The organism is Pontibacter vulgaris (assembly GCF_022758145.1).
Taxonomy (GTDB): Bacteria; Bacteroidota; Bacteroidia; order Cytophagales; family Hymenobacteraceae; genus Pontibacter; species Pontibacter vulgaris.
Genome location: NZ_JAJVDH010000003.1, coordinates 447,337 through 459,600 on the forward strand (window position 1 = coordinate 447,337; position 12,264 = coordinate 459,600).

At 45.5% G+C, this 12,264-nt stretch carries 8 protein-coding genes; 4 read left to right on the plus strand and 4 right to left on the minus strand.

Annotated elements, in window-relative coordinates; genetic code table 11:
• Window positions 1-45: 45 nt before the first annotated feature.
• Window positions 46-2,457 (minus strand): TonB-dependent receptor, encoded by a 2,412-nt coding sequence (locus LWP20_RS07270; protein ID WP_242927459.1) that lies wholly within the window; start codon window positions 2,455-2,457, stop codon window positions 46-48.
• 17 nt (window positions 2,458-2,474) lie between these two features.
• Window positions 2,475-3,005 (minus strand): PepSY domain-containing protein, encoded by a 531-nt coding sequence (locus LWP20_RS07275; RefSeq protein ID WP_242927460.1) that lies wholly within the window; start codon window positions 3,003-3,005, stop codon window positions 2,475-2,477.
• 195 nt (window positions 3,006-3,200) lie between these two features.
• Between LWP20_RS07275 and LWP20_RS07280 the strand changes: the two genes are divergently transcribed.
• Both LWP20_RS07280 and LWP20_RS07285 read left to right on the plus strand, forming a co-directional pair.
• Window positions 3,201-3,644, plus strand: coding sequence for a hypothetical protein (locus tag LWP20_RS07280; protein WP_242927461.1), 444 nt, complete (start codon window positions 3,201-3,203; stop codon window positions 3,642-3,644).
• Between the two features lie 112 nt (window positions 3,645-3,756).
• Window positions 3,757-4,206, plus strand: a complete 450-nt coding sequence (locus LWP20_RS07285) for a hypothetical protein (protein WP_242927462.1) — start codon at window positions 3,757-3,759, stop codon at window positions 4,204-4,206.
• A 74-nt stretch (window positions 4,207-4,280) separates the two neighbouring features.
• Here LWP20_RS07285 and LWP20_RS07290 read toward each other — a convergent pair whose 3' ends face one another.
• Entirely contained in the window at window positions 4,281-7,463 is a 3,183-nt protein-coding gene (locus LWP20_RS07290; RefSeq protein ID WP_242927463.1) for a WD40/YVTN/BNR-like repeat-containing protein, read from the minus strand.
• A 190-nt stretch (window positions 7,464-7,653) separates the two neighbouring features.
• Here LWP20_RS07290 and LWP20_RS07295 point away from each other — a divergent pair, with 190 nt between their 5' ends.
• Together LWP20_RS07295 and dnaK are read left to right on the plus strand one after the other, a co-directional pair.
• On the plus strand, window positions 7,654-8,301 hold the full coding sequence (locus tag LWP20_RS07295; protein ID WP_242927464.1) for a hypothetical protein: 648 nt from the start codon (window positions 7,654-7,656) through the stop codon (window positions 8,299-8,301).
• Window positions 8,302-8,622: 321 nt separating this feature from the next.
• Complete coding sequence (gene dnaK, locus LWP20_RS07300) at window positions 8,623-10,551, plus strand: molecular chaperone DnaK (RefSeq protein WP_242927465.1); 1,929 nt, start codon at window positions 8,623-8,625, stop codon at window positions 10,549-10,551.
• 91 nt (window positions 10,552-10,642) lie between these two features.
• On the opposite strand, the gene LWP20_RS07305 is transcribed toward dnaK, so the two are convergent.
• Window positions 10,643-11,908 carry a toxin-antitoxin system YwqK family antitoxin gene (locus LWP20_RS07305; protein ID WP_242927466.1) on the minus strand — a complete coding sequence of 422 codons (1,266 nt, stop codon included), beginning with the start codon at window positions 11,906-11,908 and terminating at the stop codon, window positions 10,643-10,645.
• Window positions 11,909-12,264: the final 356 nt, after the last annotated feature.

Sequence of the window (12,264 nt, forward strand, 5' to 3'; positions counted from 1 at the left end):
TTGACGTTAAATCTGAAAGTATCTTATTTAAGAAACTAAATTTCCCTAAAACTTTCCTCTAAGTGTAAGTATAAAATTTCTGCCTGGAGCACTGATGCCAGAGGCAAACACCCGGTAATAGTTATCTGTAATGTTTTCCAGGGCTGCCTGTAGTTGCAGGTTTGGCGTGAACTGGTAAGCAGTGCGCAGGTTTAGCGTATGCCAGGCAGGCATGCCGTTTGGTGTAGCATATTGCAGGTTATCCTCTCCGTTGGGGTTGTAGTCTTCCAGCTTTTTTGCGCCATTATAAAGTATAAAAAACTCACTGCGCAGGCGCTTTAGCTGGAGGTTTATACTTGTTTTACCAAATACAGGAGGAATATGATCCAGAGGAATTTCGGTACTTTCTGACTTGATGCGCCCGTAAGTATAGTTTAGGGAAGAGCTCAGGCTCAGGTAATTTGTAAGATCAGCCTGCAGGCTTGCGCTGTAACCATGTAGCGTGGCTTTGCCCGCATTTACATTGGCCGTAACCTGGCTCAGTTGCCCGTTGTAAAGTATGAAATCCTGACCTGCGAGTAAATACGGTTGTGTTGTAATGGCATTGCGGTACCAGGTGCGGTAGCCAACCAACTCCAGGTGCAGCTTATCTTTTATACTTTTGGAGGCGCTTACTTCAAGGTTATAAGTATATTCCGGCTTCAGGGTTGGGTTGGGTACAATCACATTACCAGGAGTAGAATCAAATACTTTACTCAGGTCGTCTACATTAGGAGCCCTGAAACCTGTTGAGGCAAGTATAGCAAACCGCCAGTTGTTACCTGGTAAAATAACAGCACCAGCATTACCCGAAAGGGCATTATTTCGCTGCTGAACTTTATTTTCTAAAAAAGGAAAGTATGTTTTATCATCAAAATGTGCATCCAGCCCAACATAAGTATAACGAGCTCCTTCGTTTAAAATTAGCCAGGGTTTCACATCCCAGGTGTGGGTAAAGTATGCGGCAGCACTATGCATGCCGGAGCCTCCGTCAGGGTAACGGGTAGATGTGGCTTTATGCGCACCTGTAGTTATATTTTCTTCGTTTGCCTCAGAGGTAACGGCATTATAGCTTGCCTCCAGGCCGTATTGCAGGCGATGTGCGTTTATACTTTTGGCAAGATCGGCGTTGGTGCTGAAAACCTGCACATTTTCTGTTTTATGCGCCAGCTGGCTCTTTCCAAATCGGCGGTCATGCCGGCTTTCCTGCAGCCATTGGTAGGCTGTAATTACTTTGGCCTGGTCGTAGAGTTTTGTAGCCCCTGTTAGCGACAAAGTATAAGCTGCCAGCAACCTATCCTGAGGGCCATAGTACCATTGCGCAAACTTTAATTTACCGTTCGGCATTTCTGATAAGCGGTCGTAGCGTGGTATATCGGTGCTGGTGCTATACTGCAAATTCAGGCCGTGGCTAATGGCAGCGCTTGGTTTGTAAAGCAATTTCTGAAGCACATCGTATTGGGTATACCCTGTTGGCTGCTGCACAATTGGGTTTGGGTTGAGCAGCATGGTATCGCGGCCACCAATACGGGCAGCATAATAATCGCGGATGCCGTGTTCGCCGTAGGTGCCGCGGCGGTTATTGCCCTGGCGCAGGTTACCGAAATCCGATATTGTTATACTTGTCAGGCTACCCCACTTATTCCGGCCATAGTTTAACAGTGCGTGGATGGTTTTTTCGTCGGATGCAGTAGCATAACGTGTGAAGGCGCTTCCGCTCCATAAGTGTTTCTCCCCTACCACCGCAAGTTGTGGCTGAATGGTCTGAAAGTGCATTACACCGCCCAGCGCATCCGAGCCATACATCACCGACCCTGGGCCAAAAGCCACTTCCGCCTGCTCCAGCACATTGTTATCTAACGTAATGATGTTCTGCAAATGACCACCACGGTAAATGGCGTTGTTCATGCGCACGCCATCAATTACCATTAATACTTTATTGGCCTCAAAGCCCCGAATAATCGGGCTTCCGCCACCCATCTGGCTTTTCTGTACCAGCACTTTGCCGCTTTGCTGCATTACTTCGGCCAACGTTGGCTGGCTCATCAGTTGCAGTTCTCTGCGCTGTAGTACATCTACCTGCTGGGGCACCAGCCTGCGCTTAGATGAAAACCTTCCCGATGAAACTACCACTTCATCAAAAGCCAGCGTGCGGTGTGCAAGCCCGATTTTATAGTTTAGCTCCAGCAGCCTGCCTTTAGAAAACACCTCCGGTTGGTAGCCCAACAACAGAATCTTAACAGAATCGGAAGCAGCAAGGAGCGCGCTGATATCTGCCTGACCTTTAGCATTTGTCTGAACCGATGTGTGCTTATTTGCAGCATTAATAACTACACCCTGGAGTGGCTGCAGGGTAGCTTTATCCTGCACAGTTATAGTTTGGGCAACACTGTAATAACACAGCAACATCATGAGCGAAAGCCCCGGTAATTTTTTCATGTAGAGGTAAGCTATACTTATTCTTGTTTAAGTTTCCGGATCTTTTTTGGATAGAACCACAGGAAGAAACCGGTACCTGACAGCAGCACCAGACCCAGGCCCAGCACGTTCATCGATACAAGTTTAAATCCGTCGCTGATAATAGAGCCATCGTGTATTTTTTCGATCCAGTCGGAGTGGCGTTGCGCTACAGACAACACTTTGCCGGTGCTGCCGTCCAGTTGCACTTCCCAGCTTCCTTCCAGGAAAAGCACTTTTACCATTCCTTTCTCCGGGCGTGCTTCTATTCTATCTATCGGGTTGTTTTTTATACTTGCTGCAGAGTCTAAAGCGGCGGTGGATATGGCTGCCATGGTGGCAAGCGGCACCCATTTTTGCAGATCGGTGGTGCTGCCATCCTGAGTGGGAGGCTGTAATAAGTCTACATTTTTCTTCCAGCCCAGTGCAATGCCTGTCATACTACTGATGAGCACAAAAACGCCCAACGCCAGCCCCATGTATTTATGGTATACACGAAAATTGCGAAGCCTGCCGGTAATTTTTCTCACCTCAGCTTTTACAGTAGAAACAGTTTGATGCACGCGATAGATTAAAGAAAGTATACTTGCTCAATATGCTACAAAAGCGGCATATAAACAATGTGCAGACATCGGATTAATACCAAAGTAATTAAAATTTGCTTCTGACCTGCAACCAATTTGCTGCACTCATACTCTTATTGATGAACCCTAACCCTGAAACCCATGCTACCAAATTTATACTTATCGGCATTAGTGTTTTTATTAATCGGCAACGATTCGAACATAGATTCGGAACAGGTATACTTCGGGCAGAAATTTATACTTGGGCAGAACCAACAGGTAAGTATAACCGACAGCACTGCAACCGGAGAAGCCATAACCTTATCATGGGAAAGTATGACCGACAGCCGCTGCCCTACCGATGTGAAATGTATAACAGCCGGCGAAGCTGTACTTATCCTTCAGCTTCAAAATAAAGACCTGCAAACCATACTTACTAAAGTATATCAGCCCGGCACCTCTCCTGCTATTACTTATATCACAAACAGCCCGATACAGCTTGGCAAGGCAAAGTATAACCTCAGGCTTTTAAGTGTAAGCCCTTATCCTAACACGAAAAACACCTTCCGTATGCCCCAGGCAGAGCTTATTTTAGAAAAAATTTAATCCCTAATTATCAGGCTGTTCACTATAAAAACCTTCAAAATGGAGATTTTTTCACGCCTGCTTGCAACCCTTTTACCTGCGCTGGTACTCTTACCTATAAAAGTGGCTGATTATGTCTAATTACTTGTATCCTTTGCTGTTTGTATTAATGCTGGTGCAGTGCAACGATCTTGATCCAAAGCCGCGGCAAGCGCCATTTGAAAAAACTTTTACGCTGGTTAAAGGTAGCGAAATAACGCTTACAGACGAGGATACGAAAGAAGAGCTAAAAGTAAAACTGGAGCAGGTTTACGATTCCCGCTGCCCTACCGGCACAATGTGTTTTACCATGGGCAATGCCACAGTTATACTTAGCGCCAGCAACGAGCAGGAACAGGTAAAGGATATTAACCTTTGCATTGGTGCATGCCACCCGGAGCCAGTGCGCAGCAAACATACTATACCTCTGCAGGTAGGTACCCGGAAGTATACGATTACATTAAATGATGTAATACCTTACCCAAAGGCTGAAAATAATGACACAGCTAAAACTGTGGAAATGACAGTAACCCGCTCCTTTTAAAATCTAAGTTAAACATGCAAAAAAGCCCCACCATTAGGTGGGGCTTTTTTAGTTTTCATACTTTAACAGACTGCTTACAAAGAATCTGAACTCGGAGTAGATTCTGATTTTTTTACCGATATGGCATCAATCCCTTTCTCTTTTACCAGCTTGTTAAGCGCCGGAACATCCTGCGCCTGCACTTGCTTAAACAAATTTAGTTGCTGGTCTATCTGGGTAGTAATTTCCTTTTTGAAAGCGTAAGCCTGTTCTGTTGGCCTGAAATCGCCGGTGCTTACCTGCCCAACCAGGTTCGCCAGTTTGTTGTTCAGGCGTATCGGGAAGTTTAGCGGGTCCTGGCCGCTACGGTTTTTGGTCTGGTAAAGCGCTTCTTCAATCTTAGTGATCTTTTTATCGATGGCTGTAGCAGCATCAGTCACATCTTTATAGTTGTCCTGCTCTTTCAGATTTCCTTTCAGCGTATTTAGCTGGGCGCGCATACTTCTGATATCTTTTATAACATCATGGGTTTCGGTTAACTTGTCGCGTACTTCCGTCAGGAAAGTAAACTGTGCCAGCCTGTCTTCGGGTGTAGCTTTTGTGCGCGGGTCGGCAAGTATAACAAACTCCGTTTCCTGGCTTTCTTTACCTACTGTTAGCTTGGCTTTATACTTGCCGGGTATTGCTTTAGGCCCCTGCGTGCCGCCTCCCCACAAAATCATACCATCAAACTTGCTTGCTTCCGGGTAGCGCATATCCCATACAAACCGGTTAAGGCCTTGCTTCAGCTCCAGTTTATCCTTTTTCTCTTTGGCATTGCTGGCGTAGCTTCGGATCAGTTTGTTATGCTGGTCCAGTATTTCCAGTTTGGCTGTAGTGGCAGAATCGGGTTTTTGCTGCAGGTAATAATGTACCAGCACACCTCCCGGGTGGTTTTCGCCAGCTGTTTTAGAAGGGCCCCTGCTGCTACCGTCCATCTTATAGCTATCCATTGGCTTGTACAAGTGAAACTTCGCATCGGCTATACTTTTGTTTAGCTGGTGCAGCGGCGTTATATCATCAATCAGCCAAAAGCCACGGCCCTGGGTAGAAGCGATCAGGTTATCATTCTTAATCGTTAGGTCGGTGATGGAAACGATAGGAAGGTTCATCTGGAAAGGCTGCCATTTGTCGCCATCATCAAACGAAACATACATGCCATACTCGGTACCGGCATACAGCAAACCTGCCCGTTTTTTATCGGCACGCACTACACGGGTAAAATGGTTTTCCGGAATGCCATCCGTAATTTTTTTCCAGGTTTTGCCGTAATCGGTGGTCTTGTACAGGTAAGGCCGGAAGTCTCCGGATTTATACATGGTAGCCGCTACGTAAGCGCCGCCTTTTAGAGTTGGGTGCGGATCGATGCTGTTGATCATGATCCATTCCGGCATTTTCTTCGGCGTTACGTTAGTCCAGGTTTTGCCGCCATCGCGTGTTACATGCAGCAAGCCATCATCGGAGCCTGTCCAGATTACGCCCGGTTCTATACCTGATTCGTTAATGGCGAAGATCGTACCGTAGTACTCCACGCTGGTATTATCCTTTGTGATCGGTCCGCCAGATGGCCCTAGTTTGGTTGAATCGTTACGTGTCAGGTCGGGGCTTATGGTTTCCCAACTCTGTCCTTCGTTGTAGGTGACATGCACATGGTTAGATGTGGTGTATAATTTCTTCGGATCGTTTGGCGAGAACAGGATCGGGAAGTTCCACTGGAATCTATACTTCATCCCTTCGGCTCCATGCCCCATCGGGTTATCCGGCCACACGTTTATTACGCGCTCCTGTCCGTTGCTATGGTCTACCCTTGAAAGGAAGCCGCCATAATTTCCGCCATATACAATATCGGGGTTATTAGGGTCCACGGCCAGGTGTGCACTTTCTGCGCCAGCTGTTTCTTCCCAGTCGTTTTCGGTTATACTTCCGCCGTTAGAGCGATGCGAAATGCGAACAGTTGAGTTATCCTGCTGGGCACCGTAAATACGGTAGGGGAAATGGTTATCGGTTACCACGCGGTAAAACTGGCCCGTTGGCTGATTATCCATTGAACTCCAGTTCATACCGCCATCTGAAGTTACCTGTGCTCCACCATCATCGGCAATAACCATCCGTGCAGGATTTTCAGGTGCTATCCAAAGATCATGATGGTCGCCGTGCGGCGCGTTGGCCGATGTAAACGTTTTTCCGCCATCTTTGCTGCGGTGGTAAGATACGTTCAGTACATACACTACATCTTCGTCTTTGGGGTCAGCGAACACGCGGGTGTAGTACCAGGCACGCTGGCGCAGGTTACGGTCGTCGTTTACTTTCTGCCAGTTTAGCCCACCGTTATCCGAACGGAAAAGCCCGCCCTCTTCAGCCTCTACCATGGCAAACACCCTGTCTGATTTTACCGGCGATACTGCTACCCCTATTATACCCAGGGTACCTTTTGGCAAACCATCGTTTTTAGAAATGTCTTTCCAGGTATCGCCGCCATCCGTGCTTTTCCAGATACCAGAGCCCGGGCCACCTGAAGACAAGCTATGCGGCGTGCGGCGCACATTCCAGGTGGTGGCATAAAGTATACGCGGGTTCGACGGATCAAAGGTCAGATCAACAGAACCGGCATCTTTGTTCGCGAATAAGGTTTTCTTCCAGGTTTTGCCGCCATCTGTACTTTTATAAACGCCTCGCTCATCATTCGATTTGTAGAGGTCGCCCATTACAGCCACATACACTATATCAGGATTCTGCGGATGAATACGGATACGGCCTATGTGCTTGGAATCTTTCAATCCTATATGCTGCCATGTTTTACCGGCATCAACCGATTTCCACATACCAAAGCCGGATGACACATTTCCGCGCACTGTTTTTTCACCTTCGCCCACATAGATCACGTTAGGGTCGGCTTCGCTAACGGCTACAGCGCCTATTGAACCTCCGAAAAAGCCATCCGAGATGTTATCCCATGTAGAGCCGCCATCAGTAGTGCGCCAAACGCCGCCACCTACCGAGCCAAAATAATACAGGTTAGGTTTGCCCGGCACCCCGGTTACGGTGGCAGATCGCCCGCCACGATAAGGCCCGATAGATCGCCATGTTAAACCATTATAAAGTGTAGTATCTACGGTGTGGCTGGTGCTTTTTTGTTTTTTAGCAGCTTTTGTTTTCTGGGCCATAGCCTCAGGCGAGGCAAGGGCTAAAGCTAAAAGCAAACAGGCCGCACTCCCTGTTCTGCGCAAAGCAATTTTCATGTACTAAATGTTTAAGGTGAGATTACTAAGTTTATGCGGTATTGATTTATAAAACTTTAAGCTCAAAAGCAAGGCAAAGTATAAACACATTTAAGCTAACCATAGCCTGAGTCTTCTCTAAGCATAGTAGTATTTGCAGACTTCCATTTAAGCTGTAAATTGTGTTAAACATTCTAACTTTTAGCCTTTCATGAAACACATTTACAGTAAACTGCTGAAGCCCCTGTTGCTTCTGCCTCTTATGCTTATACTTTTTACGCAATGCACAACGCCCAGGCTTTCTATGCAGAATGGGAAGCAGGTACAGCAATTAGGTGTGTGCTTATACTTTGCGCCAGGCGTGCCCGAAGATTTCCAGGCTGATTTTGAAGATGCACTGGATGCTTATATAGTTCGGCACAACAATACGCCACATGCCTTTAAACTTACACAATGCCAGGATTCGAGCTCTCTCAGAATTCGGGTTGATGGTGTAAGCTATACCAACTCCAACCAACGGGCTGCCGGTATAGCACTTAGCGCTGTCGGCCTATTTGCTGTACCTTATATTATGGTATCGTCCGGGATGCCCTTTTATGCTTTCTTTTATTACTTCCCCAGAAACCAGACAGCGGCTACGATAGCGCTTACAGAAGACCTCGCCCAGCCTGGCCTGGGAATAATGAACCGGTCTTATAGTACAGGTGGCATGTTTGGCAACGACGAAAGGCAACGGTTGCGCCACAAACAAAAGTTTGACAAGCACCTGAACTACCTTTTTACTGAATTAGAGACCTCTTACCGAAGAACAAGTATAAAAAAGGCTAAGCTAACGCAGCTGGCACAAGTTGCCAATTAATTACTTTTTCTAAACTTTCATTCAGCAGCCCGACCCCGGAAATATTTCCGGGGTCGGGCTGCTAATATTTTATACATACCCGTAGTAAGGTTATCCTAGCCTGGCAACAGCATAGTTTGCCAAAGGAGTTTAACTTAAAGTGGAAGTTTTGTCGTATCTGGTAAGTATGGCTTTCAGGAGTTACGCCAAAAAGTATATCAGATGTGCTGCCAGTGACAGAATGACATAAAAAAACACCTGAAATATGCTTGGCACATGGCTTGTTATAGTGGTATCAACAGTAAAAGATTTCGATTAGAATTTATATAATAAAACTATAGAATGGGAAAGATAATAGGTATTGACTTGGGTACAACCAACTCCTGCGTTGCCGTAATGGAAGGTAACGAGCCGGTGGTTATACCTAACAGCGAAGGCCGCAGAACAACGCCGTCAATCGTTGCGTTTTTGGATGGCGGTAATGGTGAGCGTAAAGTTGGTGATCCTGCCAAGCGCCAGGCTATCACAAACCCTCAGAACACAATTGCTTCTATCAAGCGCTTTATGGGCCACAGCTACAACGAGGTTAGCGAAGAAGCAAAGCAGGTATCTTACAAAGTAGTACAGGGTGGCAACAACACCGTACGTGTTGAGATAGGCGACCGCCAGTACACGCCACAGGAAATTTCTGCGATGGTGCTTCAGAAAATGAAGGCTACTGCTGAAGATTACTTAGGCACAACGGTAACAGAGGCGGTTATTACCGTACCAGCTTACTTTAACGATGCACAGCGCCAGGCTACAAAAGAAGCCGGACAGATTGCAGGCCTTGAAGTAAAGCGTATCATAAACGAGCCAACAGCAGCAGCGCTTGCTTACGGCCTTGATAAAAAACACAAAGATCAGAAGATCGCGGTATTCGATTTAGGAGGCGGTACTTTCGATATTTCTATACTTGAGCTGGGTGATGGCGTGTTTGAAGTACTATCTACGAACGGTGATACACACCTTGGTGGCGACGACTTCGACCAGAAGATCATTAACTGGCTGGCAGAAGAGTTCATCAGCGATGAGAACATCGATCTTCGCAAAGACCCAATGGCATTACAGCGTCTTAAAGAAGCTGCAGAAAAGGCTAAGATCGAGCTTTCGTCTTCTAACGAAACGGAGATCAACCTGCCATACATTATGCCGGTAAACGGTATTCCAAAGCACTTGGTACGCAAACTGACTCGCGCTAAATTTGAGCAGCTTTGCGATGACCTGATCCGCAGATCTATGGAGCCTTGCAAAAAAGCGCTTCAGGATGCTGGCTTATCTACTTCTGATATTGATGAAGTAATTTTGGTAGGTGGTTCTACTCGTATTCCACGTGTTCAGGAAGAAGTTGAGAAGTTCTTTGGCAAGAAGCCTTCTAAAGGTGTTAACCCGGATGAGGTGGTAGCAATTGGTGCTGCAATCCAGGGTGGTGTACTGACTGGTGAGGTAAAAGATGTACTGTTACTTGACGTAACGCCGCTTTCACTGGGTATCGAAACTATGGGTGGTGTAATGACCAAACTGATTGAGTCTAATACAACTATCCCAACCAAAAAGTCTGAGACTTTCTCTACCGCATCTGATAACCAGCCATCTGTAGAGATCCACGTACTGCAGGGTGAGCGCCCGATGGCACGCGATAACCGTACGATTGGCAGATTCCACTTAGATGGTATTCCACCAGCACCTCGTGGTGTTCCGCAGATCGAAGTTATTTTCGATATCGATGCTAACGGTATACTTCACGTAACTGCTAAGGATAAAGCTACTGGTAAAGAGCAGAAGATCCGTATCGAAGCTTCTTCTGGCCTGACAGAGCAGGAAATTGAGCGTATGCGTAAAGAGGCGGAAGCCAATGCCGAAGCTGACAAAAAGGCGAAGGAAGAGATCGAGAAGCTGAACGCAGCAGACTCTATGATCTTCCAGACTGAAAAGCAGCTGAAAGAGTATGGCGATAAACTGTCGGAAGGCAACAAATCTGCTATTGAAGGTGCACTTGGCCAGCTGAAAACAGCACATGGCGCAAAAGACATCGCAGGTATAGATGCTGCCATTGAGGCACTGAACAATGCCTGGAGCGCAGCTTCGCAGGAAATGTATGCTGCCCAGGGCGCCCCAGGTGCTGAGGCAGGTAACGGCCAGGCTGGCGGCCCGCAGGGTGGCCCACAAGGCGCATCTGCTGATGGTGGCGTAACCGATGTAGACTACGAAGAAGTAGACGGCAACAAGTAATTAACGATAAATTTAAATATAAAGTCCCCTGTCGAGTTTCGGCAGGGGACTTTTTTGTTTTGGAGTAGTATAGCAGAATATAAAATTCACTTTACAGTTTTGATGGCCTGTACCACGGATCTTTTTCAAAATAATGTTGCCCTAAGTTTCCGCCTTGTGGTTGATGATGATCTTGTCGGGTTGGATCACCTTTATACCTTTTATTATCATTCCTTTTGCTGCTAATCTCCCTCTCAATTTTGTTCATATAATTAAATGTAAACTCCACCTGCATTGGTACATGCTTGCCATAACTTAAAGCAGGCAGCCAAGGGCCTAAATTTTCAAGAGCTTTAACCAGATGTGATTCATATCCTGTATCGCTCTTTGTTGTAAACTCACTCAAACTTCCGTCAGAATCTACATAGAAGGCAATTGTTATTTCTGAGGATTTTAACTTTTCATATTGTAATTCATCAAAATGTAAGTATAAATCATCCTTTAGGTTCAACTCACCTTTGGGGTAAGCAGGAAGGAATGCATTAGCAGGATTAACTTCGCATGTACTTACCGTTAACTTTTCGGCATTCACAAGAGCTAGTTCCTGTCCTAACCCAAAATATCTTACACCATCAAAATATACACCTTGTTTATAACCTTTCACAAACTTACCATTATGATAAACTTGGTTTAGCTGAGTTCGTGTACGACCGGTATATTGATCCCATCTTCCTTCCAGTAATCCGTCCTTCACTTTCCCCCTCCAGCTAATGGCTTTAAAGTTATCTATAGATCTACTGTTGAAGTGATAGATAATAGCGTTTCCATTCCCATTCTTTACTAGTTGTTTTCCATCGAAATCCCATACATTATTCAATACCAGTTTATCATCCTTAATAGTGAAGCTATACATCGGTTTTCCATCTGGGAAAAAATACTCCCAAGAGCCAACCATAAGCCCCGACTCATACTGACCCTTTTGCCAAATATTACCGTTCATGTAGCGCATTACAAATTCTCCATCCAGGTTGCCGTTCTTATAAGTACCTTCTACAAGTAATAAGCTATCGAATCTATAGTCTTTGAAGGGTCCATCGAAGACCATATTTAAAGAATCGAAAGCTGAAACTCTGAAAAAAGAAGCACAAACAGGAGATACCAGCTGATAATCACTCCTGAAGTAAAACCTGTTTTTATCCTTACTAAGATTTTCAATACATTCTGAACTATCAAAAGTGATGGTACTGTCTGCCATGGCTCTAAGCTGTGTAGTAGGAGAAAAACTAGATGTAGCTAGAACCTGGGCTTTTACAGAAAAACCGAAAAAGGCAAAAAATATGGTAAGGAGAAATATCTTAAATAGAGTGATTGTTTTCATAAGGAACGGAATCTTTTATAGGTGTCTCTAATAAAATAGTATTCAATATACAATATTTTATATAACTCCGTATGTCGATATTGTCTTGAAACCTGAAATAAAGTTAATGCTCATGAAATCTCTGGTTTAAGTACCTCTAATCAAAAAACTATTTACTTTAGATACCTATCCTGTTTTCGGCTCTTTCACAAATCACATTACCTTATCCTTTAAACTGACTTATACTGCTCAAGCTTTTTTGTAACTGAGGCAGTAAATGCGCTGACGATCTTAGCGGCCAATATATAGTTGTAGCTATGTAGTGGCCCACAAGGTGCATCTGCTGACGGTGGCGTAACCGATGTAGACTACGAAGA

Bases quoted from the DNA above. Each gene is read 5' to 3' on its own strand.
- LWP20_RS07270 (WP_242927459.1), bottom strand. From the start codon at position 2,457: ATGAAAAAATTACCGGGGCTTTCGCTCATGATGTTGCTGTGTTATTAC.
- LWP20_RS07280 (WP_242927461.1), top strand. From the start codon at position 3,201: ATGCTACCAAATTTATACTTATCGGCATTAGTGTTTTTATTAATCGGC.
- LWP20_RS07285 (WP_242927462.1), top strand. From the start codon at position 3,757: ATGTCTAATTACTTGTATCCTTTGCTGTTTGTATTAATGCTGGTGCAG.
- LWP20_RS07290 (WP_242927463.1), bottom strand. From the start codon at position 7,463: ATGAAAATTGCTTTGCGCAGAACAGGGAGTGCGGCCTGTTTGCTTTTA.
- LWP20_RS07295 (WP_242927464.1), top strand. From the start codon at position 7,654: ATGAAACACATTTACAGTAAACTGCTGAAGCCCCTGTTGCTTCTGCCT.
- dnaK (WP_242927465.1), top strand. From the start codon at position 8,623: ATGGGAAAGATAATAGGTATTGACTTGGGTACAACCAACTCCTGCGTT.
- LWP20_RS07305 (WP_242927466.1), bottom strand. From the start codon at position 11,908: ATGAAAACAATCACTCTATTTAAGATATTTCTCCTTACCATATTTTTT.